30 protein-coding genes and 1 pseudogene are annotated in these 25,360 nt (G+C 58.6%); 17 read left to right on the forward strand and 14 right to left on the reverse strand.

All coding sequences use genetic code 11. The features are described from left to right. Positions 1-80: 80 nt before the first annotated feature. Both F8N43_RS03225 and F8N43_RS03230 read right to left on the reverse strand, forming a co-directional pair. Positions 81-773: an RES family NAD+ phosphorylase gene (locus F8N43_RS03225; RefSeq protein WP_150653206.1), complete on the reverse strand. Its 693-nt coding sequence runs from the start codon at positions 771-773 to the stop codon at positions 81-83. After that, positions 767-1,171, reverse strand: coding sequence for an antitoxin Xre-like helix-turn-helix domain-containing protein (locus F8N43_RS03230; protein WP_150631527.1), 405 nt, complete (start codon positions 1,169-1,171; stop codon positions 767-769). Before F8N43_RS03230 ends, F8N43_RS03225 begins: the two co-directional genes overlap by 7 nt. A gap of 132 nt (positions 1,172-1,303) precedes the next feature. Between F8N43_RS03230 and F8N43_RS03235 the strand changes: the two genes are divergently transcribed. After that, on the forward strand, positions 1,304-1,696 hold the full coding sequence (locus F8N43_RS03235) for a GFA family protein (RefSeq protein WP_150653207.1): 393 nt from the start codon (positions 1,304-1,306) through the stop codon (positions 1,694-1,696). Positions 1,697-2,074: 378 nt separating this feature from the next. Then, a complete protein-coding gene (locus F8N43_RS03240; protein ID WP_150631529.1) occupies positions 2,075-2,554 on the forward strand; it encodes a VOC family protein in 480 nt (159 codons plus the stop codon). 78 nt (positions 2,555-2,632) lie between these two features. Here the strand turns inward: F8N43_RS03240 and F8N43_RS03245 are convergent, their stop codons facing one another. Next, on the reverse strand, positions 2,633-4,759 hold the full coding sequence (locus tag F8N43_RS03245) for a TonB-dependent receptor family protein (RefSeq protein WP_150653208.1): 2,127 nt from the start codon (positions 4,757-4,759) through the stop codon (positions 2,633-2,635). 193 nt (positions 4,760-4,952) lie between these two features. On the opposite strand from F8N43_RS03245, the gene F8N43_RS03250 reads away from it, so the two are divergent. The 3 genes from F8N43_RS03250 (at position 4,953) to F8N43_RS29750 (ending at position 6,670) form a co-directional block, all read left to right on the forward strand. Beyond that, positions 4,953-5,396 carry a hypothetical protein gene (locus F8N43_RS03250; RefSeq protein WP_224787779.1) on the forward strand — a complete coding sequence of 148 codons (444 nt, stop codon included), beginning with the start codon at positions 4,953-4,955 and terminating at the stop codon, positions 5,394-5,396. A 98-nt stretch (positions 5,397-5,494) separates the two neighbouring features. Beyond that, positions 5,495-6,325 carry a type 1 glutamine amidotransferase domain-containing protein gene (locus tag F8N43_RS03255; RefSeq protein ID WP_150631532.1) on the forward strand — a complete coding sequence of 277 codons (831 nt, stop codon included), beginning with the start codon at positions 5,495-5,497 and terminating at the stop codon, positions 6,323-6,325. Between the two features lie 204 nt (positions 6,326-6,529). Further along, entirely contained in the window at positions 6,530-6,670 is a 141-nt protein-coding gene (locus F8N43_RS29750) for a hypothetical protein (protein ID WP_318182890.1), read from the forward strand. Positions 6,671-7,078: 408 nt separating this feature from the next. Here the strand turns inward: F8N43_RS29750 and F8N43_RS03265 are convergent, their stop codons facing one another. Beyond that, complete coding sequence (locus F8N43_RS03265; RefSeq protein WP_150631533.1) at positions 7,079-7,336, reverse strand: hypothetical protein; 258 nt, start codon at positions 7,334-7,336, stop codon at positions 7,079-7,081. A 200-nt stretch (positions 7,337-7,536) separates the two neighbouring features. Between F8N43_RS03265 and F8N43_RS03270 the strand changes: the two genes are divergently transcribed. After that, positions 7,537-7,878: a hypothetical protein gene (locus tag F8N43_RS03270; protein ID WP_150631534.1), complete on the forward strand. Its 342-nt coding sequence runs from the start codon at positions 7,537-7,539 to the stop codon at positions 7,876-7,878. 129 nt (positions 7,879-8,007) lie between these two features. Here F8N43_RS03270 and F8N43_RS03275 read toward each other — a convergent pair whose 3' ends face one another. Both F8N43_RS03275 and F8N43_RS29835 read right to left on the reverse strand, forming a co-directional pair. After that, a complete protein-coding gene (locus tag F8N43_RS03275; protein WP_150631535.1) occupies positions 8,008-8,508 on the reverse strand; it encodes a GNAT family N-acetyltransferase in 501 nt (166 codons plus the stop codon). 252 nt (positions 8,509-8,760) lie between these two features. Beyond that, entirely contained in the window at positions 8,761-9,039 is a 279-nt protein-coding gene (locus F8N43_RS29835) for a hypothetical protein (protein ID WP_191630103.1), read from the reverse strand. A gap of 92 nt (positions 9,040-9,131) precedes the next feature. Here F8N43_RS29835 and F8N43_RS03285 point away from each other — a divergent pair. Both F8N43_RS03285 and F8N43_RS03290 read left to right on the forward strand, forming a co-directional pair. Beyond that, a pseudogene (locus F8N43_RS03285) lies at positions 9,132-9,367 on the forward strand (hypothetical protein). Positions 9,368-9,482: 115 nt separating this feature from the next. Then, positions 9,483-12,380 (forward strand): EAL domain-containing protein, encoded by a 2,898-nt coding sequence (locus tag F8N43_RS03290; RefSeq protein WP_150631537.1) that lies wholly within the window; start codon positions 9,483-9,485, stop codon positions 12,378-12,380. A gap of 122 nt (positions 12,381-12,502) precedes the next feature. Here F8N43_RS03290 and F8N43_RS03295 read toward each other — a convergent pair whose 3' ends face one another. Then, entirely contained in the window at positions 12,503-13,486 is a 984-nt protein-coding gene (locus tag F8N43_RS03295; protein ID WP_224787780.1) for an AEC family transporter, read from the reverse strand. 62 nt (positions 13,487-13,548) lie between these two features. Next, a complete protein-coding gene (locus F8N43_RS03300; protein WP_150653209.1) occupies positions 13,549-14,655 on the reverse strand; it encodes a mandelate racemase/muconate lactonizing enzyme family protein in 1,107 nt (368 codons plus the stop codon). Positions 14,656-14,917: 262 nt separating this feature from the next. Here F8N43_RS03300 and F8N43_RS03305 point away from each other — a divergent pair, with 262 nt between their 5' ends. Next, positions 14,918-15,652: a FadR/GntR family transcriptional regulator gene (locus F8N43_RS03305; protein ID WP_150631539.1), complete on the forward strand. Its 735-nt coding sequence runs from the start codon at positions 14,918-14,920 to the stop codon at positions 15,650-15,652. A 34-nt stretch (positions 15,653-15,686) separates the two neighbouring features. Here the strand turns inward: F8N43_RS03305 and F8N43_RS03310 are convergent, their stop codons facing one another. Together F8N43_RS03310 and F8N43_RS03315 are read right to left on the reverse strand one after the other, a co-directional pair. After that, positions 15,687-15,986, reverse strand: coding sequence for a hypothetical protein (locus F8N43_RS03310; protein ID WP_150639344.1), 300 nt, complete (start codon positions 15,984-15,986; stop codon positions 15,687-15,689). A 34-nt stretch (positions 15,987-16,020) separates the two neighbouring features. After that, entirely contained in the window at positions 16,021-16,182 is a 162-nt protein-coding gene (locus tag F8N43_RS03315; protein WP_150631540.1) for a DUF2986 domain-containing protein, read from the reverse strand. A 355-nt stretch (positions 16,183-16,537) separates the two neighbouring features. On the opposite strand from F8N43_RS03315, the gene F8N43_RS03320 reads away from it, so the two are divergent. Then, positions 16,538-17,080 carry a histidine phosphatase family protein gene (locus F8N43_RS03320; protein WP_412071003.1) on the forward strand — a complete coding sequence of 181 codons (543 nt, stop codon included), beginning with the start codon at positions 16,538-16,540 and terminating at the stop codon, positions 17,078-17,080. A 242-nt stretch (positions 17,081-17,322) separates the two neighbouring features. Next, positions 17,323-17,736: a MerR family transcriptional regulator gene (locus F8N43_RS03325; protein ID WP_150631542.1), complete on the forward strand. Its 414-nt coding sequence runs from the start codon at positions 17,323-17,325 to the stop codon at positions 17,734-17,736. Here F8N43_RS03325 and F8N43_RS03330 read toward each other — a convergent pair. After that, positions 17,702-18,682, reverse strand: a complete 981-nt coding sequence (locus F8N43_RS03330) for an NAD-dependent epimerase/dehydratase family protein (RefSeq protein WP_224787781.1) — start codon at positions 18,680-18,682, stop codon at positions 17,702-17,704. The genes F8N43_RS03325 and F8N43_RS03330 overlap by 35 nt on opposite strands. A 218-nt stretch (positions 18,683-18,900) precedes the next feature. On the opposite strand from F8N43_RS03330, the gene F8N43_RS03335 reads away from it, so the two are divergent. Both F8N43_RS03335 and F8N43_RS03340 read left to right on the forward strand, forming a co-directional pair. Continuing rightward, a complete protein-coding gene (locus F8N43_RS03335; RefSeq protein ID WP_150653211.1) occupies positions 18,901-19,494 on the forward strand; it encodes a DUF4157 domain-containing protein in 594 nt (197 codons plus the stop codon). A 114-nt stretch (positions 19,495-19,608) separates the two neighbouring features. Beyond that, positions 19,609-20,535 (forward strand): Gfo/Idh/MocA family protein, encoded by a 927-nt coding sequence (locus tag F8N43_RS03340; protein WP_150631544.1) that lies wholly within the window; start codon positions 19,609-19,611, stop codon positions 20,533-20,535. Here F8N43_RS03340 and F8N43_RS03345 read toward each other — a convergent pair. After that, positions 20,532-21,023 (reverse strand): Lrp/AsnC family transcriptional regulator, encoded by a 492-nt coding sequence (locus F8N43_RS03345; RefSeq protein ID WP_150631545.1) that lies wholly within the window; start codon positions 21,021-21,023, stop codon positions 20,532-20,534. The two genes, F8N43_RS03340 and F8N43_RS03345, sit on opposite strands and share 4 nt — an antisense overlap. 130 nt (positions 21,024-21,153) lie before the next feature. Here F8N43_RS03345 and F8N43_RS03350 point away from each other — a divergent pair, with 130 nt between their 5' ends. Further along, on the forward strand, positions 21,154-22,614 hold the full coding sequence (locus F8N43_RS03350) for an L-lactate permease (RefSeq protein ID WP_150653212.1): 1,461 nt from the start codon (positions 21,154-21,156) through the stop codon (positions 22,612-22,614). 35 nt (positions 22,615-22,649) lie between these two features. Here F8N43_RS03350 and F8N43_RS03355 read toward each other — a convergent pair whose 3' ends face one another. Beyond that, entirely contained in the window at positions 22,650-23,105 is a 456-nt protein-coding gene (locus F8N43_RS03355; protein WP_150639348.1) for a VOC family protein, read from the reverse strand. 194 nt (positions 23,106-23,299) lie between these two features. Between F8N43_RS03355 and F8N43_RS03360 the strand changes: the two genes are divergently transcribed. The 3 genes from F8N43_RS03360 (at position 23,300) to F8N43_RS03370 (ending at position 24,815) form a co-directional block, all read left to right on the forward strand. Further along, positions 23,300-23,737, forward strand: coding sequence for a hypothetical protein (locus tag F8N43_RS03360; protein ID WP_224787782.1), 438 nt, complete (start codon positions 23,300-23,302; stop codon positions 23,735-23,737). A gap of 11 nt (positions 23,738-23,748) precedes the next feature. Continuing rightward, on the forward strand, positions 23,749-24,219 hold the full coding sequence (locus F8N43_RS03365; protein ID WP_150653213.1) for an anti-virulence regulator CigR family protein: 471 nt from the start codon (positions 23,749-23,751) through the stop codon (positions 24,217-24,219). Positions 24,220-24,347: 128 nt separating this feature from the next. Further along, positions 24,348-24,815, forward strand: a complete 468-nt coding sequence (locus F8N43_RS03370) for a hypothetical protein (protein ID WP_150653656.1) — start codon at positions 24,348-24,350, stop codon at positions 24,813-24,815. Positions 24,816-24,896: 81 nt separating this feature from the next. Here the strand turns inward: F8N43_RS03370 and F8N43_RS03375 are convergent, their stop codons facing one another. Then, a complete protein-coding gene (locus tag F8N43_RS03375; protein ID WP_150653214.1) occupies positions 24,897-25,331 on the reverse strand; it encodes a GFA family protein in 435 nt (144 codons plus the stop codon). Positions 25,332-25,360 lie beyond the last annotated feature (29 nt).

The raw sequence follows: 25,360 nt of genomic DNA on the forward strand, positions 1-25,360 counted from the left end.
TCGACGTCAGCAATGGATGGATGGGAGAGCGCGCACAAGCAGAGTTTGAACCTTTGGGACGCACCTTCGGTACAACGCAATCAAGCCTCATGAATCTGACTGACGCTCGTCAGCTGCCCATTCCAGACCATCTCGTAATGCGCCGCCTGAATCACCGATAAAACCGGTTTCGGCGTCATCAATGCCCAGCAATAACGGCCGTGCATCCGCACCGAGTTATAACGAAGCCCGGGACAGCCAGCCTCTTTGACCCATTTCCCCAAACGACGGGAGTCGGTGTAATCGTCGGGATCATAAACAGGATCCGTCATCGAAATGGACGTCGCATCTTTCATCCCGGCCTCTACAAAAGAGCAGGACAACCCGCGGAAAACAAACCGCTCGTAGTTGAGGCTCGGGACGTTCGACCAATACAGGCTCTGATGATGCTTCACTTCAGCCAGCGCCGTTTCCAGGGTGTCTGCCAGATACAACACCCCGAAGCTGCCATCGCTGAACCGCGAACCTGCCGGGTTGACGTGGGTGAACGGCGCCGTCGCATAAGAGCAGCCGGGAATGCCGAACGGGATTTCACTGCGGCGAATCAGCTCAAGGCGACCCACTTCATTTTTCAGCCTCGGGTTGGTGAGTTCCTGGATCTGATACAGCACTTCAAACTCGTCCGCGTCCGCCACGTCATCAAACAACGCGACCGGTGGGAACTTGGAGTTGACCAGTCGATAGGCCTGCAATGGCTCGCCGGCAAGTGCTGCCAGCTCGCTCAGCTTCACCATTGCGCGCCTCGCAGCACGTCGATGCGCCGGAAGGTCTCATACAAGGAAATCATATCGCCCTGAGCCATGATCTCGAGCGGGGAGCGGCCGTTGAAGAAATCGTTGTCGTTGGCCATCGACGGGAAGCCGTAGACGTTTTCCGGGTTATCGAACACCAGGCGCAGCGCCGCGTGGATGTTGAGCACGAAACTGATGCGCTGCATCTGATCCGCATCCAGCGTCACGGCCCAGTCGGGATCGCGTTGGCGGGCTCGGGTATAGGTGCTGCGGGAAATGCGCAGGATTCGGCAGGCCTGATCGCTGGAGGCACGCCATTTATCGAGGATGCCGACAGCAGCGCGCAGTCCGGTTACGCACTGGCTTTTGGTAAAGGCTTGTTGCTGGAGGGCAACGGCCATGTTCAATACCTCAATTTGAATCTGTAGATAAAAAATTAAATAAAAAGCGTCTGTGGAGCAAGTTCGTCGCGACCGGTGGTGGCTGCTATCGTGATAAGCCTTCCCATCGCACGATTTCAGAGGAGGCGCACCATGGACCCTTTCACCGGCGGTTGCCTGTGCGGCAACGTGCGAATCGAGGCATCAGGGCGGCCATACCGGGTCGGCCTCTGTCATTGTCTCGACTGTCGCAAACATCATGGCGCGCTGTTTAACGCCTGCGCGATATTCCCCGAGAGCGCGGTGACGATCACCGGCGAAACACGCGACTACGCCGGGCGGTTCTTCTGTCCGCGCTGCGGCTCGTCGGTTTTCGCCCGCACCGACGACGAAGTCGAAGTGAACCTTGGATCGCTGGATGCCCCGGACCAACTGACGCCCACCTACGAAAGCTGGATTGTCCGTCGCGAGTCCTGGCTGCCAGCATTTGCGCTCAGTAGACGATACGAACGCGACCGTGAGGGCGCGGGACGTTTTGAAGACTAAGGACAACCGACCGCGCCCGTCCGGTCCTCGGCATTTACCTGGTTCAGCAAAGCCAACCCATTGCGCATCAACGTGCATGCTGCGGCTCGTCGAACAGGTTGGCGCCGATGCTCAGGGTGACCGGTTCAGGCGTGGCAAAAGTCTGCGAGGCGGCCTGGTGAAACGGCTCACGCAGCGCCCGTCATCCGGACATCGCCCTGTCGATTTTCCGGCGTCTCGTTCGACTAACGTTAGGAAATGCGCCTGATCACCCGCTACGTGCGCAGCGGTGATGTGCGCACAGGCACGTTCGAAGATGTCGAGCAGAAAAAACTCACATTCGTCCCGGCTGACTGCGCAGCGAGAATGAAAGGTCAGCCCCACTTCTGGAGAACCGAAATGGTCAGCAAAAACACGATATGCCTTTGGTATGACGGTACCGCACTGGATGCCGCGACGTTCTACGCCGAAACATTCCCGGACAGCGCGGTGAACGCTGTCCACCACGCCCCCGGCGACTATCCGGCGGGCAAGCAGGGCGACGTCCTGACGGTCGAGTTCACGGTGATGGGCCTCCCGTGTCTCGGGCTGAATGGCGGGCCGGGGATCAAGCACAACGAGGCGTTCTCGTTCCAGGTAGCGACCGACGACCAGGCCGAAACGGACCGGTTGTGGAACGCGATTGTCGGAAACGGCGGCCGGGAGAACGTCTGCGGCTGGTGCCAGGACAAGTGGGGCGTGTCGTGGCAGATCACCCCGCGGGTGCTGACGGCGGCGATCACCCATACGGATCGCGCGGTGGCCAAGCGCGCATTCGACGCAATGATGCAGATGGGCAAGATCGATGTGGCGGCGATTGAAGCGGCGCTCAGGGGTTAATCAGTCCGGCATGGGATTGGAGGCCTCATAAACGAGTGACACGAGGCCGGTAGTGGAAATACTGAGCAACCCTGAGGGCTAGCGCAAACTCCACGACACCCCGACATACGCCGCCAGACCCTCACCCGGCGTGGACCGTGCCGCGTCCAGACCTTTGTCGTCGTAGCCCGGTGTCACGGTGGCGGCGTAACGCTTGCCGGTCAGGTTGCGCAGGTCCAGCCAGGTTTGCCAGTCGTCCTTGGGCGCGTTGTAGCCCACGGTCGCGCCGAAAATTGCATAAGGATCGGCGTAGTAGCTGTTGGCGTAATCCACCGCAACTTTGGACACCCACTGCGTATTGAGCGCGGCGAAGAAACCTTGGGGCCAGTCGTAGCGCAGTTCGCCCTGGTAGTAGTGCATCGGCAGGCCTGGCAGGCGGTTGTCGCCGAAGCGATCGTCGTCGCGGTAGTGGAAGTCGCTGAAGGTGTAGCTCTGGCGCAAGCTCAGTTGACCGCCATCATCGGGTGACCACAGAGTGCTCTGCAAGCTGGCCTCCACACCCTGATGCACGGTCGGGCTGGCGTTGAGTTCGTAAGGCGTGACGGCATTGGCATCCGGCAACACCGAGAGCAATTCGTGCTGCACCTGCGCGTAGTACCAGGCCAGGCTCCATTGCCCCATCGCGCTGTCGCCGCGGCCACCGATTTCGAGGGTGGTCGCGGTCTGGTTTTGCAGCTCGACCGGATCGCGCTGGGCGCCTGTGGCGGCACCGCTACCGGCCGGGAAGCGAATGTTGGAGCTGTAGATCAGCGACCAGGGGTGCGGCGCTTCGACCGAACGGCTGAGATTGCCGAACAGCTGCAAGTCCGGCGTCAGCTGGTAGCGCAGGCCCACGCGTGGTGCGTAGTCCCAGTCGTTGAGGCTGGTTTTGCCGCCACCTTGCGGGAAGGTCACGGCGCTTTCGCGGCGGGTGTAGATGGCCGCGAGGCCGGTGGTCAGCCACAGGTCGTCGGCGATCTCCAGATCATTGCCCACATGCAAAACGGTGTCGGAACCCTGGTAGGTGAAGTTGCGAATGGGCGTGCCCGGCGCATAGCCGGCGGTGTTGCCGGTGGGGATGCGCACCGATTCGCTGGCGCCGGCATTGGGCAAGTGCTTGGTCACGCGCAGGCCCAGCGTGCTGTGGCTTTCCAGACCCCAGAGGGTGTCGCGACGCTTGTAGTCGAAGGTGCCGCTGACATCCGTGTACGCCACCTTCAAGCGGTTGGGGCCTTCGCGCAAGTCCATCGGATAGTCGTGGTAGACAAGGCCCGTCTGGATACTCGAATCGTCATCGATGTAGTAGGTGGTCTTGTTGCCGAAAAAGGTACTTCCCGGCTGCTCCCGGCGGTCGTCCCGCGTCACGTAGGCGGGGTTGGCCGCCCGTGGGTCGTGCTCGATGGCGTGCTTGGTCACCCGCCCGGCGAGGTCGTTGTCGGTCTGGCGATAGCGCAGGTAGAAGCGCGTTTCCAGGTTCGGGTTGAAGCGATAGCCGAAGTTGGCGATCACGCCCTGGCTTTCGCTGGCCGTGTGGTCCTGGTAGCCGTCTGCGCGGGCATCGGTCGTGGACACGTAATAATCGAAGTCGCCCAGCACTTGCCCGGAGCTGACCTGGCGCTGCTGATAACCGTGGCTGCCCATGGCGTAGCGCACCTGCAACAGCGGTGCGTCGTAGCCGGTGTGGCTGATGTAATTGATGGCGCCGCCCAGGGCCAGTGCGCCCCTGTCGAAACCGTTGGCGCCGCGCAGCACTTCCACATGGTCGAGCCACAGCGGTTCCAGCAGTTCGTAGGGTGTGCCGCCCGGACCGCTCAGCGGCAGACCGTCGAGCATGGCGTACAGCCCCGAGGCGTGGGCGCCCGGTGCACGGTTGATTCCCGAGCCACGGATCGAAATTTTCACCCCTTCATTGCCCGCAGACTGGGCATAGACCCCCGGTTGATAAGCCAGCACATCCTGGTTGCTGGCCACGCGGCCCTGCAGGGGACGGCGCAGGTCGACCACATTGGTGCCGCCGGGCACCTGAGCAAGCCGGGACTTGGCGTCCTCGACCGATGGGTTTTCGCCGCTGCGCTCCTCAGCCTGGATCAGCACTTGCCCCAGCTCCAGGCCTTCGGCCTCGGCCATGGCCGGACAGGCAAATGCCAGCCCAAACAACGCAGCGGGCAGGGATTTGGGCGAGGGCATCGAGAAAACTCCAGACAGACAAGAACGGGCAGTGAGAACTGCGACGTATGAACTAACGAGCGAAACACATGGCAATTTTGCTTTTGTGGGATTCTCCATTCGACGCGTAACATTATTGCCCCATGCACTCAGCGCCAGTGCACAGCAGGTGTCTGATTAACAGGACTGCTACTCATATCAGGGAGACACCGAGATGGTCGAAGAGATTTTGAAGTCCAAGCTGGCCAATTTTCTGGTCACCGACGCCAGTGTGAATTACGACACCGTGAGCGATCTATACGCCGAAGCCGAGAATGGTGATGTGGACGCGGTGGCCGATGTGCTTGAGGCCTTCAGGCACGCATACGGAGGACTTTGGGTTGGCGGGAAGGTGGAAGTGACCCACGCCGTGGTTCGCTTGAGCGCCAATGCCCTGAATCGCGTCGTTCAGGAGGGGACCCTGGATATTGAACTGCCACTGGAGTTGGTCCGGAAAGTCAGCGTTGAAGGTGGGTTTGTCACGAAGATCGTCCGTCTGGACACCGACGCCGGCAGCGTTAAATTTCGTTGTTTTTGGTGCGAAGGACATCGCGGCGCTGATAGAAAAAATGACCCTCTCGCGAGCGTCGATACGCGCTCGGTAAGCCCCAACTATTGATTACTCAATGTAATAAGTGAAATTCAATTCAGGGGCTCTATCGCCGTCTGCTCTAGTAATAAGATGGCTCCGTCAAACCATCCCTACTGGAGAGTCGCATGAAAAAAACCATTATTGCCGCCCTGTTAGCCGCTGCCGCTAACTATGCCAACGCCGGCACGGTATTGGTCGTACTGTCGGATCAGGCTCAACTGGACCTGAAAGACGGCAAGGTTATGCAGACAGGTTTCTTCCTGAACGAATTAATGCAACCGGTGCAGACCTTCGTCGCGGCGGGTCAAACCGTCGTATTTGCCACCCCTAGCGGCAAGGCGCCAACCGCGGACCAGAAATCCAATGATGTGAGCTTCTGGGGCGGCGATGAAAAGGCCCGTCAGGAAAGTCTCGCGCTGCTGGCCACGCTGAAGCTGACCTCGAAGAGCGACTCGCCGGCAATCAGCTTCGCGCAGGTTCAGAAAATCGGCTACGACAAGTTCGATGCCGTATTCGTGCCTGGCGGCCATATCCCGATGCAAGATCTGCTGAAGGACAAGCAACTGGGCCAACTGCTGACCAACTTCCATGAAAAAGGCAAGATCACCGGCTTCACTTGCCATGGCACCATAGCCATGTTGTCGGCGATCCCGGACGCGCACGGTTTTGTCTCCGCGCTGGAATCGGGCAAACAGCCGGCAGCGCCAGCCAATTGGATTTACAAGGGCTACAAAGTCACCGCCTTCACCGACGCGGAAGAGGAGCAGGCCAAAGGTTTCCTCGGCGGCGGCCATATGAAACTGTTCCCGCAGGATGGCCTGACGGCCGCCGGTGCTAACTTCTCCGAAGCCAAGCCATGGAGCGAGAATGTGATCGAAGACCGCGAAGTCATTTCCGGGCAGAACCCACAGTCGGCCAAGGCAGTCGCCGTGGCCATGCTGGCGAAACTGAAGTAATCCTGAGCGGCCGTTCCGGGCGAGCCGGGCCGTAGGTGCTGGGGGGCGATCTGCTTTGGCTCCAGCACCACCGTCTATCCCGACATGCTGCAAGCTTGATTATTTGCATTGCACCTGACTAACCAGATACCAAAGTCGTAAGCGACCGGAATCGACCCGGTGAGGCTTTGCCTCACTTGGAAATCTTCAAGAAGGATGACGAACATGGATGTTGAACTGGCTCATAAGATTGAGGCCGCAGAAAGCGAGTATTTACGTTCGCGCGTTGAGAGCCTGGCAGGGGTAAGCGGAAATCCTTATGGCGCACGTGTTTTTTCAACGCAGACTTTCCGTGCTTTCAAGTGAATGCATCGCCTGGCCCAATGCTCAACCGCATCTACGGTGACATCGCCGGCGATCCCCTGGCAGTGTTGAATTTGCTCAATGAGTCAGCGGAGCATTCGACCACGGAGCACTGGTTTCTCACCGAATAGAGTAAGCAAAGAAGCATGGCTGCCATTGGGTCGCTGCAACCGCGCTGGCCATCTCCCAAAGCCGCCGAAATCTGCAACGTGCCGGGTTAACGGCATCCCGTGCCCAAGCACATCCGTACCGATTGAAAATCGTTTTTACACAGCCTGGGCCGGTAACAGCCATTCGTTCGTCGGCGAGGGATTTCTCTCATAATCCCTGCTGGCCCGTTTATTTTTGAATCCTCGGTCATGACGCAAACTGCTTTTTTGCTTTGTGGGCTGCTTTGCCGATCGCAAGACCTTAGTTGTCATTCTCGGTCGCTGAAAGCCAGGTATTCACCACCCGCCGATCCAGCTCCTCCCAGTCCGCCATGCCCAACACCCGTGTGGTATTCAACCCGCGCAAGTAACCGCGCAGTTGATTGGCGGTGGCCTGCGCCAACTCCGGATCGAACGCGTTTTCGCCCAGCAGTACGGTTTCGTACTGGATCAGGTACTCGGCGACCCGGTCACGGAAATCGGGCAAAACAGCGTCGCGGATCAAGTCAAAAGTTCTCAAGGAGAGATCCTCATCCATCTTTTTCAGTGGTGATTGAGTGTGTATCCGTTTGCGCGGCGCGCAACTATTGCTAGAGGTAATAGTGACCATCAAGAAACACAAGTTCTACTTTGATGGCAATACCCGGAAAATCACCTCCAACGACACACCATTCACGAAATCTGCGTGACGTGATGAACGAACCTTTCAGGATGAGACCGATGCGTCTTTTATTTGTGCCTGCCATGGCGATTGGCGCTTTGTTGCTCGCCGGATGTGCCTCCGCGCCGAACGACCCGACCCTGACCTTGCAGACCCGCAAGACCCCGGCTCAGTACGCTGAATGCGTCGTACCGAAATTGCAGAGCCAAGCGTTGAGCCCGACTGTCTCGCAAACCCAGCGCAGCTACCGCATCGTGGTGCCGAGCAAAGTTTCGGCGGACAACGTGCTGGAAGCCTACAAGGCCGGTAATGGCGGCAAGGTGTTCATCTACGAGCGGCACTTGCTGGCTTCGAACGTGTTGCCTTCGAGTTTTGAACGCGCCGCGCAGGATTGCATCTGACCCCGGTCGTAAACATTTTCTACAGAGCTCCTTTGGTTGGCCGCAACCAACCAATTTTTTGCCCCGCACCGCATTCGGTGGCGGGGCTTTTTTTGTCCGCGAATGAACGATAGCTGTTTTTCCCCTCGTCTAAATCGACAGGCCAAATCGATATTCCTTGCCTGTCCCTTCTTGCCCGGATGGATGCTCAATCAAGAAGCCACAGCGTTTGAGTACTTTTGCCGAGCCGATATTTTCAGCGTACACGTTGGCAACCAGTTGTTTAAGGTTCCAACGCAAGCGCGCCTCCTGGACCAGGTGCCTCACCGCCTGTGTGGCCAGTCCTTGTCCGCAAGCACTTTGTGCAATCCGATAGCCGACTTCTGCCGACCGCTGGGACGTGTCGATGTCTTTCAGGTTCGCTCGCCCGACTATTTTTCCACCTGAATCTTCGATGACAAAGGGATGCCAGTTTCCGGCGGCATAACCAGACAAATAAGCCGTGATGTGCTCGGTGACGCCTCGTACCGAGTAAAAAGCAGCATCGCGCGCGTCGATGTGGCGCTCAAACCACTCGCGATTGTCCAGTTCAAATGTCAGCAATGCCTCAGCATCAGCGCTTTCCAGGGTTCGAATCCTGACGGGTTTCATAAGTACGCTCCCTCCTTGGTAAACAAACTGGATCATTGGGCAGAGGGACACCTGTCCGCTCCAGGCCGCACGCATCCTCTCACGATTGACCGACACCGTTAACGCAAAGGCTTGAACGCTGTGCGGAGTTCTTCAGTAAAGAGTTGCGGCTGTTCCCAGGCTGCAAAGTGACCGCCTTTTTAAGCTTGATGGAAGTAGATCAGGTCGCTGTAGGCGCGTCGGGCCCAGGTTTGCGGGGGGCAGTAAGCATCATCAGGAAACACCGTCACCGCCACTGGCAGGGAAATTTCGCTGGTCTTCTGTGCGGCTGAGGAAAGAGGGCTGCGTCCCATGTTTTTCCAATACAGCCGTCCTGCTGAAGCGGCGCTGTTTGTTAGCCAGTACATGGCGCGCCATTGCGCTGGTGATCGAGGCTCCCCAGTTGCCACCTTGGGCGACGTAGCGGGTGTACCGAGGCGTTTCACCCGCATGGGTCGCAAGAGAAGAGGTGAGCATGACCGCGGCAGCGGCTGCGACGAATGCGAATTTCATATTCATTTCCTCGGATGAGGGCATGCTGGGCATCATTGGCAATGGAAGGTTAGTTCAACCGCGTGCACTTCTCCTATTCCGAGGATCCCGCCATGCGCTACTACGCTGTGCAATACCTGTTCAACAGTGAGCCCGCACTCACGTGTTCGAGTTAAAGCAGTCTCGGCTGTCAGTCTCTGAGGCGGCAATGCACCTGCTGCAACTGCATTTTGGGGATGGAGAGAACAGCCTGATCATGCCCAATGCGGATGCAACGCCAGCGCAGGTTTTAGAACAGGCCGAGCGGGTAGGGCTGACGCAGATACACGTCGTAGATCAACGTGTGTAGCAAACCGAAAAAATCTATTGAATAAAAACTCTATTAGCTTTAAATGAGATGCTCACTGGCACATTGCTAGCAAGCACTAAGTGAGTATCGCCAGCTATTGGCTCAGGGAGCGTTGATGAGTGTTCGTCCATTGACCGGCTCTGCGCTGCAATCGAACGATTGCGGCGTGGTTGCATCTCAACGAAAAGGGAATTCGGAGACTGTCGGCATGGCGTACGCTGGCAACGAACCTACGATCGAACACTTGCTGGACTCAGCGCGTAATTGGGGGCACACCACCGCATGGGTGGTTTATCGCGCCGGTGAACAGATGCATCTGGTCGGGCAGGGCGACCCACGGGCGCAGTGGCCGGCAAGTATCGCGAATGAAGCGTTTGAAGCCTTTTGCCTGACCGGGCAACTGCACCGCTGGCCGACCGGCAAGGGCGAAAGTGAGCTGGGTTGGCTACTGGCGCCAGTCGACCATGCCGCGAATCCGGCACTCGCCGAGTTTGCCCAGCGCCTGGGCATTCAGGTACAGACCAATACCCTTGCCCGTGCGCAGATTACTCAGCGTGTGCTGTATGAAATTACTTACCTGGCCAGTTCGACCCGCGACCGGTCAGTGTTTCTGGTGGGGGCTCACCGGCTGCTGGCGAGCCTGATAGACGCAGAGAATTTCTATCTCGCTCTGTATGACCCGCACAGCGGCAAGATCGACTACCCGTATTACGTCGACATCATCGACGTTGATGCCGTGGAGTCCTCGCACTACGAGTACCTTGACCTGAAGCACCTGTCTTTGACCGGCCAGGTATTGACCACTGGCCAACCGTTGTTGATCGACGCCGCCGGCATTCTTGCGGCCCAGTCCGAGAAACGTTTTTTCTGCATAGGTGATCGTCCCGAGTTCTGGATGGGCGCACCGTTGAAAAATGCCTCCGATGAGGTGTTTGGCATGCTTGCCATGCAGGTCTACGACGTTTCTCGGACCTACAGCGCCGAGGACCGCGCGCTGTTTCTGGTGGTGGCGCGTCACGTGGCCATGGCGCTGGACCGGATTCTGCACCGCGAGGATCTGGAAGCAACAGTGATACGTCGCACCCTGGAGCTCTCGGCGCTCAATGATGCCTTGAGGCAGGAAGTGGCAGAACGCGAGCGCGCCGAACATCTGCAGAGCGCGCTGTTCCAGATCGCTGAACTCTCCAGCCAGCCTGGCGACATGGCTGAGCTGTTTCAAACCTTGCATGGCATCGTCGGTGATCTGCTGTTCGCGCGTAACTTCTACATTGCGCTGTTCGATGACGCGACGGGTGAAGTGACCTTCCCGTATTTCGTCGATGAGCGGCAGACGACCTGCCCGGTGGCCCGGCGAGGGCGCCGGGGCTTGACTGAGTATGTTATTCGTCAGCGTCGACCTTGCCTGATTGACCCCGGCGAAGCGGAGCGATTGTCTGTGCAAGGTGAAATCGAGCTGGCGGAGGAATATGTCCGGTCCTACTCTTGGCTGGGCATTCCCTTGTTCGATGGCGATGTAGTGCGTGGCGTGCTTGCGGTGCAAAGTTATACCTCGCAGGAGCGGTATACCTTGCGCGACCAGGAACTGCTGACGTTCGTGTCGCGGCACATTGACACCGCGTTGTCGCGACGCACGGCCGCCGAAGCGATCCACGCCGCCAACCTCAAGCTGGAAGCCCGGGTGCAGAACCGCACCCGCGAACTCGATCACGCCAATGCCAAGTTGCAGCACGAAAACGCCCACGATGCGCTGACCGGGCTGCCGAATCGTACCTACCTGCAACAGCGCCTCAATCTGGCCTGGACGCAGTTCGGCAGCGAAGGCGGGCACCTGGCGGTGATGTTCATCGACCTCGACCGTTTCAAACTGGTCAACGACAGCCACGGCCACCATTTTGGCGACCTGCTGCTGATGCAGGCCGCCCACCGTTTGCGCGGCTGTCTGCGCGACAGCGACATGCTCGCGCGCCTGGGGGGCGATGAGTTTTCCGTATTGGCTCCCGAGGCACCGCCGGAGGTGGTGATCGACATCGCCGAACGGATCCTGCTGGCGTTTGACCTGCCGTTTTTAATCAATGGTTATGAAGTTTTTTCGTCCTGCAGTATCGGTATTGTCAGCGCCGACAGTCAGTTCCATCAGGAACCCGCCGACTTGCTGCGCGATGCCGATGCGGCGATGTACCGGGTCAAGAGTGCCGGGCGCGACAGCTACGCGGTGTTCAATCAGGAAGTGCGCCGTGAAGTCTCTGACCAGGTTGAGCGAGAAGGGGCCTTGCGCAACGCGCTCAAACGTACCGACGAATTGCTGCCGTATTTTCAGCCGATTGTCAGCGTCGAAAGCGGTGAACTGTTGGCGCTTGAAGCGCTGATTCGCTGGCATCAGCCGGGCGGCCGGGTGATCGCGCCGGGCGAGTTTTTGCCGGATGTCGAGGGTTTGCGCCTGATCGGTCGCCTGGACCTGTACATGCTGACCAGCATCGCCGCGATCCTCGCAGAGCCCGAACACGCCAATTGGCCGCCGGTGCACGTCAATTGCTCCAGCTACAGCATGACGCGTCCGGACTTCGCCAGTGATGTGCTTGCGCTGTTGGCGCGGTACCGGGTCGAGCCGTCGCGGATCTGCCTGGAGTTGACCGAAGGTGCGCTGGTGGCGGAGCCGGCGCTCGCTCGATTGACCATGCAGCAACTGGCCGACAACGGCATGTCAGTCGTGCTCGATGACTTCGGTGCGGGGTTTTCATCCCTGAGCTATGTGCATCAATACCGTTTCAGCGGCTTGAAGATCGACAAGTCGTTCATCTTCGAACTGACCACCAGTGCTCGCAGTCGTGCGATCGTCCGGGCGATTGTGCGGATGGCCGAATCACTGGACCTCAGCGTTGTGGCCGAAGGTGTCGAGGATGAAGCGACGCTGGTCTTGCTGCGCGAAATGGGCGCAGGGCAGGCCCAGGGCTATTATTTTGCCAAGCCGATGGGGTTGGAGGCGTTGTTGGCGAGTTCGTTGATGGGGCGTTAGGGGTTGTTGAAGTCACCAGGCAATTTCGGTTCAGCGAGTGCCCGCACCTGTCGTTGAATACAAAACGCCCGATGCGGTGCATCGGGCGCTGGGGTGAAACAGGTGTAAACCTGTTTCAGCAGTCAAGCAGAGGCAAGGCCTCCATCAATCAGGTAGATCGCGGCAGAAAACGTCACGATCGACAGCACGGTGCTGACCAGAATGGAGGTCGCTGCTTCACTTTGATAGGCGCCGGTCTGGTTCGCAAACATCGCCGGGATCGTCGCCGATGGAAGCGCGCAAAGCAGGATCATCTGTTGTGCGTACAGGCCATGAGTGCCGAGCAGTACCGTGGCGCCGAACATCAACACCGGGTGAATGAGCAGCTTGAGCCCAAGGTTGCCCCAGACCTCACCGGACATTTTCAGTTTCTCCGACGACATGATCAGTCCCAGGCACAGCAGGGATACACCAGGCGTGGCTTTTCCGAGAAGAGTGAGAGACTCCGCAGCAAGCGGAGGCAACTTGACCTGCAACACGGAAAGTAGAATTCCCAAGGCCGGCGCCCACATCAGCGGGCGACGTACCGCCCCTGAAAGGCTCGACAAAAACGCCTGGCCGCCACTGGCCTTGCCATCAGCGATGGTGAGCAACATGGTTGTCAGCGGGATCATCACCAGGCTCGCGACCAGGTTCAGCACCAGCACCGAGTAGATGCTGCCCGCGCCGAACATCGCACCCAGGATAGGGATGCCCATGAAGGCGGCGTCAGGGTAACCGTTGACGAAACCCTTGAGCGTTGCAACCTTGAGATCGCGAGTGCTGAACCAGCCGATCGCCAACGCAATCGTGTACATGCCCATGATGCCGATGAACGTGGCCACGATGAATTTGAAGTCGAAGAGCTGTTCACGGGGCGTGCTCGCCATCCCGACAAAAAGCAGTGCCGGGAATATCCAGCCCAGCACCAGCCGGCTGATCAGCAGGCTGTCCGAATGGGTAAGCCGTCCGCGCTTACCGGCGATGTAGCCAAGCGCGATCACAAAAGCGACGGGCAAGATGGGCCCTACGATCCTGTCTAACATGTCATCAATCCTCGTAGTTGTTTTTATCAAGAATGTCGTCATGGCTGATCGAGGCCGACACTTGGGCTTCGATCAACGCTGTAATGAACAAGCGGCTTATGGGGTCAAGGTTTGAAGCGGTAATCCCGGATGACGTCCTGGTCCGGCTCGATGCCGAGCCCCGGCCCCTGCGGTACGTCGATGCGTCCGTTACGCGGAATGATGGCGTTGCCATAGAGTTGCGCTTCGAGATCGAAGTAGCGCCATTCGACCAGTGATTTCGCACCACCCAGCGCCGCACTTCCATGCACCGCCGCCAGCAGGCCGGGGCCGTCATAAAAGGCGTGGACCATCACGGTGACGCCATGGGCGTTAGCCAGCGCATACACTTTTTGCAGTTCGGTGATGCCGCCCATTTTGGCGGGACTCGGCTGCACGAAATCCACTGCGCCGGCCTCAAGCAGGTGCTGGAAGTCCATGAGCGTCGAGGCATTCTCGCCGGCCGCAACCGGTATGCCGCCATGCGCGCGCACCCTTGCCAGACCCGAATAGTCTTCCGGTGGCCACACCGGTTCTTCGATCCAGCGCAGGTTCAACGGGCGAAGTTTCTCGGTCATGTCCAGCGCTTCGCGCACCGTCCACGGAGCGTTGACGTCGAGGGTGATTTCCACGCCAGGGCCGGCGGCCTCGCACGCAGCGCGGATAACGTCGACATCCACCTCGTGCAGTTTGAGGTGGCGGAAACCGCTGTTGACCGCGCGCTGTACATTGATGCGAATGAGTTCGGGGTCGGCATAACGGATCAGGCTTGCATACGCCGCAAGAGACGTGGCCTCACTGCCGCCCAGCAACTGGTAGATCGGTTTGGCGGCAGCTTTGCCCGCGATATCCCAGAGCGCGATGTCTATCGCCGAGAGGCCATAGATAAACGCACCGCTGCGGCCGAAAACGTGAAATTTCTTTTGCAGATCGCCCTGTAACTTTTCCCGTCGGGTGACATCACTGCCGATCAGCTCAGGTGCGAGGATTGTGTCTATCACGACTTTTACCGCAGGGATCGCGGTGAAGCCGAAGGTTTCGCCCCAGCCAACGATACCGTCGTCGGTGGTGATCTTGACCACGAGAGAATCAACCATTTGCAGGTCTTTCGGCCCCCAGACCCCGCCGGCCGACCGGCCACCCGTGGTGAAGGGAATACGAAGCGGAATGGTTTCAATGTTGGCAATTTTCATAAGACTGCGCCTCAAGCGGGTTGCGAAGCTGGCACAGCGATTTTTTGAATTCGCCCGTGTCAGGTTGAGGACAACGTACATGACGTCCTGTTGTCCTTCAACAGAACAACTGAGTCGTTCCGGCGGGAATTGGTCTGTATTCTAGTTAAGTAGTTGATTTGAATAAGTAATATATTTTATGCGTTTGATGAAATTCAGTTTTAACTGTCAGGAACAAGTCTTCTGATGTAGATTAAGAAGACAAGTGAGGGGATGAAAAAGAATGAGTGAAATGAATGTGCAACCCGTAACGCGGCGACCTCATCTGGCCGAGCACATCGCCCGCTCGTTGAGCGACGAGATTGCTTCCGGACGGCTGCGACCGGGAGACCGCTTGCCCACCGAACAGTTTCTCTCGCAGAACTTCGGCGTCAGCCGGAACGTGGTGCGCGAGGGCATCGCCACGCTTCGTGCGCAGGGGTTGATTCAGTCACGCCAGGGCGTAGGCGTCTTCGTCTCCACCGCCCCTCAATCGTCAGAGCCATTGGCCCCGCAAGCGAGTGTGCCGATGCTGGACGGTGACAACACCATCCGAAACATGTTTGAAGTGCGGGCCGTCCTGGAAAGCCAGGCCGCAGCCCTCACGGCCTCGCACATGACCCCGGCCAAGCTGAAAATCATTCAGGCAGCGGTCCTGCGCATGCAATACGAGGGCGAACCCACCCTGGAAACCGTAAACGCCGATCTCGATTTTCACAGGGCTGTTGCTGCAGCGTCGGGTAACGATTATCTCGAGACGATGATTCGCACAGTGCTCGAGCCGATGCGGGCGCTGATCACAATGACCTTCGCGCGGCGAGGCCCGGTATTCAGCAACATTCCGCATGCCGCTCGCGGAGAGCATGAAGAACTCGTGCAAGCGTTCATCGATCGCAATGCGGCGGCGGCGCGCCAGATCATGGGGGAACATATCGTCAACGCAGCCTCACGATTTGGCTACGAGATCACATTTTTCTAATGGTTTTGTGGCGCAAGGATCTTGTCTCGTTGTTCTACAAGACAGGCAGGTTGTTCCTTTGGTTATGCGAGCATTTCAAATCGGCGAACAGTTGGCCGACAAAAATGATCAATTGCTCGCTGTCCATCAAGTGAAAGGCCTCAACCGCGCAACAACCGCTGAACGATTTGGTCAATCTGTTGCATCGACCGGTTGAATCCACAGCCGATTGCAGACTGTCGCGCAGGGCCGCCATCGAACCAACGAAACTGTTTCCGCACGCTAACCAGTGATTCGCTGTGTTCAGGTTTTTGAGGTGAGTCGGTGGCACGCGCTTGCCGAGAGCGGCAAGCATTGCCATAGCGTTCGTGGTGTTTAAGCGATGCAGCTCAGCTCTCAGAGGACATATCTGAGTCTTGACTGGATTCAGCCGCCAGCTTCAGTCGGTCAGCTTTACTAATGTATTTAGTCTTGCTTTGCGGTGCCAATTTGGCACTGGCCTTTTTTGCGTGAGCCTTTAATAGCTGCTTTATCTTTTTTTGACGATTCATGTTTTTCTACTCAGCTTGTCAGTTCTTGAAGGATGGCAGAGGTTTGCGTACGAAGCCTGGGGAGTGAGAAAAGACTTCACCGCGTCTTCGAGTCTGTCCCGCTCAGGATTCATGTTGCGAAAGTCATCGGGAATATTCAGAGCGTGAATCCGCTTGTGTTCAAGCCGGCTGCCGCATCGATGGAGGCCCGTTCGACCGCACGTAATGTGTCGCGCGGAGGCATAAGTTATTATTGCACTCCGTTAAGCAGGATTGCTCAGGCACGAGCATTCCGTTCGCTATTCAGAGTGCAATCTACGTACTCGTTCAGCAGCAAATCAAGGACGTGATTCCAGTGGGCAAAGAAATTATCTTAATGCGTCATGGTCAGCCGAATCTGGCCGGGCTCGACAAGGTTTCAGCACTTGGTATGAAACGCTGGATCGAGCAATATGACTTATCCGAAATTGCGAACCAGCCTGCCCCTGCAGCGAGTTTGGAGCTGGCTGTTACCGCCGAAATAATCGTGTCAAGCAGTGCGCCCCGTGCGCTCACATCTGTCCGGGCCCTGGGCCTTCAACCCACCATCGTGGATGAGATCTTTTGCGAGGCGCAGTTACCCTATGGGCAATGGGCACTGCCGCGACTTTCACCCTTCACGTGGGCATTTATTCTTCGTATTTTATGGTTGTGCGGTTTCTCCGGGAATGTTGAGTCTGCCGGCAAGGCGAGGGTGCGGGCCATTGAGGCTGCACAACGACTTCAGTCCCTTAGCTGTGAAGGTTCGGTCCTTCTGCTTGGTCATGGATTCATGAACCGGATGATCGCAAAGCAGCTGGAAGCAGCTGGATGGACTCGCCATACAAGTACCGGCAATCGATACTGGAGCGCTGCGACCTACCGAACGAGCCATAGTTGAGGCATATGTTTTGATTAGCCAAATGACGGATATTTGCCTGGCACGTGTCCGCCAGACGCCGTTGAAGGCCGGCAGAAATCGGCCAAGAGTGGCCGATACGTGGATGGAAAAAACCTGTGCCTTCTTCTCTTGCAAGACGGTGCCGCTGACGGAATCTGAATGAACACCGGGTGCGCCAAGACAACCTTTGGCCACCGCCGATAAACTGCGGGCCGGAGCGGGATGAAGGAGAGGGCGGTTGTATGTACATAGGTGAACTTGCCACGTTGTCGGGGTGCACTCCGAAAGCCATTCGTCTGTATGAGCAACTGGGCCTGCTGACCCCCCAGCGCCGTGGCAGTTATCGGCTGTACACGGCTCATCACTTGACGCTGGTGCAGATGATCCGCAGCGCCCAAGCGGTGGGGTTCAAACTGGGGGAGATGAGCGAGTTGCTCGCAGCCAAGAAACATCAGGCGCCATTTCCCCTGGCACTGGCCAATCAGGGCATCGAGCTCAAGCGCCTGGAGTTGCAAGCGCAGATTCTCGCCTTGCAGAATCGGGAACAGCACCTGACGCAGTTGCAACAACAGATCAACCAGAAATTCGCCCCCACCTCGTTGCCTGGCGTTGCGCCCGGTATCAGCGCGCCAACAGGTGCGCAAACGCCTGCTTGAGGGCGTTCTGCGGCGAGCGCGGCTGGTAGCCCAGCTCGTTGATGGCCTTGTCGATGCAGTAAACCTGGCGCACTCCGTAAAACATCTGCACCTGGCTGAGCAGCAATTCGGCGGGCTGACCGGTGTACCGTGCCCGCTGTTCCTGCAGCCAGGCGATCAGCAACAGCAAGGCTTTTGGTGCGCGGGGCGGCAGGCGAAAGCCGGGGCAAAGCGTGTTGAGCGCCTCGATCACCTCGGCCAGTGATGAAGCCTGCTGATTGGCTAATATGTAACGCTGGCCGGGGCGACCTTTTTCAGCCGCGCGGATCAGGCCATCGGCCACGTCGCGCACATCGACAAAGTTAAAATAAAAGTTCGGGTCCAGCACCAGTTTGCGCGCCAGCACAGCCGCAAGAAATCCCATCGTGTCGGTAAGTCGCGTGGCATGAGGGCCAATGATTGCCGAGGGCAACACAGCGACCATTGGCAGGTCATAGGCCTGGGCGGTGTCCCAGGCGGCGCGTTCAGAGAGGATTTTTGAGAGGTAGTACGGGTTTTGCTGATCGTTGTTCCAGCTGTTTTCATTTAGACGCTGACCGTTGTGGCCAACCGCTGCCACGGAGCTGACATAGACCACACGCTGGACTCCGGCCTCGGCGGCGGCACGCAGTACATTACGCGTACCTTGCACGTTGACGTCGACGATCTCGGCGTGTGGATTCCTCGCCCAGTGTTTGAACACTGCCGCCACCTGGTACAGCACGTCCACCCCTTGCAGGGCCTGGCACAGTGAGTCAGGGTCTTGCAGTTCGGCGCGTACAATCTGGCAGTCGAGCCCGTTCAGGGCTGGGCTTCGGTTCGGGTCACGGACCCCGGCGCGCACTTGTTGCCCTCGGGCGAGTAGCGCCCGGACCAAGGTGTTGCCCAGATGCCCATTGGCTCCGGTGACCATCGATAGCGTATTCATGGATTGCCTTATTCGCCTGAGGGCGGAACCTGATTCAGATAAGGCAGGATGCGGGTTGCCCTAAGGGACAGAGTCAAGCGCTGGCCTCAGGCCCCATCGTAGGTGACTGCACAGTGTCTTCACCGGCTCGCGGAACATTACAATTGAACAATAGGAAACAGGCGCCGAAACGCCTCATTGGCGACGCCGCTGACCTGCTTCCGTCCCTGGAGGGCTCAATGCCGCCCATCACCACGCGCCTGGTGGCGCTGCTTGTTCTTTGCCTGACGCTTGAAGTGCCAGCCCAGGACGTCTGCCCGGCGGGTGAGAAACAGGTGTGCCTGGACGGCTGCATCTGCCTGCCAGATCTGGGACAGGTGTTCGGCCCCGTGCCTGATGACATCTACCAGATCGCGGCACCTGCCCTGGCGCTATGGCTGACCCAGGCCCGCGCTCAAGCCGCCAGCGCCGGCATGCAACCCATTCCGTCGCACATCCGCGAGCAACTGCTGCGTTGGTACGACCCCGGCGTCCTTGATGCCGCGCACTACAAAGTCAGCGATAACGGCCAATTCACTGCAGCCACTGCCATGCTGCAAAACCCCGATGTCGGTGCCGTGACGCTGATCGACATCATCCTGTTTCGGGACGCTCAAACCGCCGAACAGAACATCGCGCTCTGGGCGCACGAGCTCAAGCATGTGCAGCAGTTTCAGGAGTGGGGGGTGGAAGGGTTTGCGCAGCGGTATACACAGGATTTCAATACGGTGGAGGCGCCGGCTTATGCCATACAGACTGAGGTCAGACGGTGGGTGCGAGAAGGGACTGACTGAAGGGTCGTGTTCACGTGGCAAATGAAACTCAGCACGTCATCAATGACTTCCCCGCTGCACAAACGTAATCTCGGCAGTTCACTTCTCAAGATAAGAAAAAAACAGGAGTCATTGATGCAACCGATCCGTCTCGGTCTGGTGGGCTACGGCAAGATTGCCCAGGATCAACACGTGCCAGCGATCAACGCCAACCCCGCATTCCAGTTGGTCGCTGTCGCAACGCAAGGGCAGCCCTGCGTCGGGGTAGAGAACTTTGAGTCCCTGAGCGAGCTGCTTGAAAACGGCCCGCCTGTGGATGCGATTGCCTTTTGCACGCCGCCACAAGGACGATTCGCGCTGGTGCAACAGGCGCTGGCCGCCGGCAAACACGTGTTGGTGGAAAAGCCGCCGTGCGCCACCTTGGGTGAAGCAATGGCGTTGGTGGATCAGGTCGGCGAGCAAGGCGTCAGCGGCCTGTTCGCCTGGCATTCACGCTACGCGCCCGGCATCGAAGCCGCCCGTGACTGGCTGGCTACCCGTACCTTGCACAGCGTACAAATCGACTGGAAGGAAGACGTGCGCAAATGGCACCCCGGCCAGGCATGGATCTGGCAACCCGGCGGCCTGGGCGTTTTCGATCCCGGCATCAATGCCTTGTCGATTGCCACCCATTTGCTGGCGCTGCCGCTGTTTGTCGAATCTGCCGAGCTGCGAGTCCCGAGCAATTGCCAGTCGCCTATCGCCGCGTCCATCAAAATGTCTGACGCGCGTCACCTCGACGTCCGCGCGGAGTTTGATTTTGACCACGGCCATGACGAACTCTGGAGCATCGAGATTCGCTGCACCGAAGGCATCCTGCGACTGGACAACGGTGGCGCACTGTTGAGTATCGACGGCGTGCGCCAGGCCGTATCGGAGGAGGGCGAGTACGCCGCGGTCTATCGACATTTTCAACAGCTGATTGGCGACAAGGTCAGTGACCTGGATCTCCAGCCGCTGCGCCTTGTTGCCGACAGCTTTTTTGTCGGGAGTCGGACGTCGGTTGAGCCGTTCTACGATTAGTGCCCTGGCACACTCGGTACATCCAGCCCGACTTTCACACGGTCCAGCGCCACGATGGTCTTGAACCAGGTCACGTTGGCATTCTCGGCAAACAATCGCCGCGCCAACGCCTGGTATTCCTGCATGCTGGCAACGGTTAGCACCAGGACAAAATCCACTTCGCCGGTGACGTAGTAGCACTGCTGAACTTCAGGCACCGCGAAGTGTGCCTTCATCGCCTCCAGTGCCTCGATGCTCGTGCGCTCGGCCATCACTTCCACAATGATCGTGATCGGCCGTCCTACGGCCGTGGGGTCGACGATGGCGACATTGCCCGTGATGACGCCCCTTTCTTCCATGCGCTTGATGCGGCGCTGCACGGCGGCCGTGGACAGATTGACCTGCTCGGCCATCAGGCGCAGCGGAGTGGTGTTGTCGCGCTGGACGAGGTCCAGGATGGCACGGTCGAATTTGTCCAGTGGTTCAGAGGCAGCGTCGTGTTTTGCCATGTCAGGCTCGCGAGAAATTTTCTCGAAAACTACCAGAAAACTGCGGCCCTTTATCTAGCCGTGCGAAATATTATCTTGCCTGCAAACGGCTCTCGCCGCCTTGATCGGGAATTCACACAGGATAATTGGCATGCTCGCACTGTTTCATCTTTCCCCTGTCCTGTTGGTCACCGCCATGCTCGTCGTGCTGCGCCGGCCGCCCGTTCACGCGGCCATCGCCGGGACTCTCCTCGTCGTGGTGCTCTGGCTCGCCGGCGCCGCCGATGCGTGGCAGCCGAGCAGTATGGTGGCCGCCGCTCAAGATACCGCCGTGCTGTTTGCCAGCACGGCTTTCGTGATTGTGCCGGGTCTGGCCTTCGTGATTTTTATCGAGCGCCTGGGTGTCAACCTGGCGCTTAGCCAATGGGTGCGTTCACTGGGTTTGCGCCGCGGCGATCAAGTGGCGTTCATCGTTCTCGGGCTAGCACCGTTGCTGGAAGCGATGACCGGTTTCGGCGTGTCATTGATCGCAACGGTGCCTCTGCTACTCAGCCTCTTCGAGCGCCGGGTCGCGCTGCGCATTGCGCTGGCCGGCATGGCGATCATGCCGTGGGGAACGCTGGGCCTGGCAACGGTCATTGGCGCCTCGCTGGCTCACCTGGACGCCGCCGCGCTGGCGTCGACCTCGGCACTCACCAGCGCACCGGTTTTTTTCGCCCTCAGTGCGATGGCGCTCTATCTGGCAGGCGTTCGTGAGCCCCGGGAGTGGAGGGCGCTGGGCGTTTTCTGGCTGCTGTTTGTGGGTGTGCTTTACAGTGCCAGTCGATGGTTGGGGCCGGAAGTGGCCGGCGTTGCCGCGGGCCTGGTGACGGCCGTTGCAGTGCTATCTGCCGGACTGTGGCGCCTGCGCCGCAGCGATGGCGTGCGCGGTGCGGTGCAATGGCCGCGTCAGGCCTGGCCGTATCTGTTGCTGATTGTCTACATCGTCGCGCTGAAGATGGCGTGGACGATCACCGCGTGGCAAGACGGCTGGGTCGTACAGGGTGCCCAAGTGTCCTGGAAGCCACTGGCCTCACCGGGCCTGGCATTGATTCTGGTGCTGATCGGACTCGGATTTCATACGCGCAACACACCACGTCAGACTGCGCCCGACATCAGCGTGCTCGCTGCGTTGGCGACGCGCGCGAAGCGGCCATTGCTGACCATTTTCTTCTTCCTCGCGATGTCGCAGATGATGGTGAAAGCCGGTTTCCTGGCGGGTTTGATGCAACTGCTGGCGGGCCTGTCGCCCACCGCCGCCACCTCGATGGTGGCCCTGTTTGGTGCGTTGTCAGGCTACATGACGGGGTCGAATGTGGGCGGCAACGCGATCTTCATGCCGGCTATCGCAATGTTGCCCGAACCCTCTCGACTATTGCTGGCGGCGGTACAGAACAGCGCGGCAGGGCATGCCGCACTGGGCTCGCTGTCGATCGTCATGCTGATCCTGGGGCTCGCGAAAACCCAGGCCACGGAAGAGGGCGACCTGGTAAGGTTTGGCTTCGCGCTGGTCTGCCTCAATACGGCGTTGGTCGTGTTGGGTGCAGGGGTGCTGAGTGGATGGTTTGGATAGCATTGCCTGGGTGCGCTAGCTGAGTTCGAAAGTGCTCAGGCAAATGCAGCTTCGACAAACTCTTCCAGCGCCTTGGCTTCCAGAATCTCGATAGAGAAGTGCCCGAAGCGCTTGGGTAGCCAGATGATGCGTGCTCCGGATGGGGATTGCAGGTTCGCGCGGGCCAAGGGCTTGCCGTTTTCGTCTTCCGGTTGAACACCCGCAGCCATCAATTCGTCATAGGCCGTCTCGATGTCCGGTGTCGAGTAGCAATGGCGATAAATCATCCCCTCGCCCGAAGAGTCCAGCAGCGCCTTCAGATTCCCCGCCAACGGCTGGACCAACATGAAACGCTCTTGGCCGATCAGCGCAATCGCATAGCGCACATGCAGGCCACCGCGCTCCCAGACGAGTGTTTTGGAGATCCTGGCTTTCAGTATCTGTGCGTAGTAATCACAGGCTTCTTCGAGATTATTGACCAGTACATCGACGTGACTGAACTTCAGATCCATTGCATGCCTCCTTGCGAACTGACGCCCATGGTAACGACCGCGCCTTCGGAATTCGATGGTATTCATGAAAAGTCGCCCGAGAGATGCGCGACCAGTGACGACGAGCGTCTGCTTTTGCCAGTGGCTGCTTGTCGAAATGACTTAGGATAATCGAAGGCTGGAATGGAACCTCTCGACTAAAGGGTGCGACATTTATGGAAAACCCGTTTGCTCAGATCAACGAGCGTTTGAACAAGCGCCGTTTTACGGTAGCGGACAACGCCCAAGGGCTATCCGGTGCAGGCACTGTATTTCTTTACCATGTCGAGGAGGATGCCATTTCGGGCACTTACCAAGGCGGCCGGATTCGCATCGGGCATCAAGTCGGGCGCATAACGGGGCCCGATACTATAGAGCTTCTTTTTCAGTGCCTGACTACGCAAGGGGAGATGCTTGCAGGCTGGTCGCGTGGCAAGGTGGGCGTTGACCACGCGGGGCGTACCACCCTGGCGTTCGTATGGGGTTGGTTGTCGGGCGCGACGGGCGGAGGGGAGTCTAGTTACGTCGAGCTTGTCAGTGCGGCAGCTCCGCAGATCCTGGAACCCGCCTCGTCATTAGTGTCTAAAGTACAAAGCGATATCCCGCCACTCTGAAGGAACGACTCATGCACAGATTTCGCAGATTGATTGCCGCCGTTACATGTCTTGCGCTGGTCAGCGGCACAGCGACTGCATTAGCCGACCCCGGCAATGGAAAGGGCCAGGGAAACGGCAAGGGATATCCGCAGAACAGCCAGGTCCATGGCAATCAGGGAGGGCAGGGAGGCCAAGGCAAAAACGCCGGGGGCGGAGATTGGAGTCATGGCCCACGTATCGATCGGGGAGGCATTCTCGGGATCGTTGGCGGCTACAGGGACTACTGGAGTCCTGGTCCTGCCTTGCCGCCCGGCATTCAGAAAAACCTCGCTCGAGGCAAACCTCTACCACCCGGCATTGCGAAAAAACTGGACGGTCGGTTGATCGGCCGGCTGCCGCATTATGACGGATACGAATGGCAGCAAGCGGGCACCGATTTGATACTGGTCGCGTTGGCAACCGGGCTCATCTATGAAGTGCTCAACGGCGCCTTTGATTAATGCCTGAACGGCGGATTGGGGTGATTTTTCCAGCGGCGCGCTGATTGCATTCCATCTGTCGCATGACTTGAACTGTCGGGGGGCAAATGCGTCTGAATGTACGCGATATCAATCCTACGGAAGCAATCATGCTTTTTAAGAACAAGAGTCTCGTTGCTGTCATGTCATGCGCCATGATGCTTGCAGCCGCCCCCTTACTCCCAGCTGACCTCTCTATCATGAACGCCGCCTATGCGAAGGGTGGTGGTGGTGGTGGTGGTGGTGGTGGTGGTGGAAACGGCGGTGGCCATGGCGGCGGTACAGGTGGTGGTCACAGCGGTTCCGATCACGGCAGCGCTAACAGTAACGGCCGTGGTAATGGGCTGAGCAGCGATCATGCCGGCAAGTCTGTTCGTGACCGTGGCGAAAGCGGAAACCACTACGGCAATGATCGCAATGGTGAGCGCGGTCATGGGGTCACGACTTCGGGCATCGCCAATTCCAAAGATACGCGCGGCGTGACCAAAGCCACTGCAATTTCGACCTCGACGCCAGGGGACCACAACACGAAAGGGTTGAGTAAAGCCGGAACGTCGGTTTCAAAGAAATCGCACTGATCAGCGTTACTCCCAGCACGCAACCCTGAACAAAACGGGCGCCCGACAAGGCGCCCGTTTTCATTGACACCGGTGTCAGCGCTATTCGTCCATGCGGATCCCCGATCCTCCCAGTTCGTTGGGGACATCCTTCAGCTTCGGCAAACCATCCTTGATACGCAGCACGCTCTCCTGATAGTGCACGTGAAGGTCTGGCGAATATGCGAGATCCGGGATGATCGCGGCATACACATCGATCAGCCCCATCCCGGGGTGTTCGGTGAAGAGGTGCCCGCCGCACGTCTTGCACCACTTACGGTAACTCTGCGGTGTCTTGTTGTAGGTGCCGATGTTGTCAGCCCCCCGAGTCACTTGCACCGCCTCGGGTTTCCACAGCGTGAAGGCATTGACCGGTCCGGCTGACCAATGCCGGCACGACTCGCAATGGCAATAGCCCATCCCGACCGGCTCGCCGCTGACGGTGAGTTCGACCGCGCCGCAAAAACAACTGCCCTTGTAAGACCGTTCAATGTTCATGGCGTTGCTCCTTGATCGCTGGTTAGCCT

Source organism: Pseudomonas fluorescens (assembly GCF_902498065.1).
In the GTDB taxonomy this organism is placed as follows: Bacteria; Pseudomonadota; Gammaproteobacteria; order Pseudomonadales; family Pseudomonadaceae; genus Aquipseudomonas; species Aquipseudomonas fluorescens_BJ.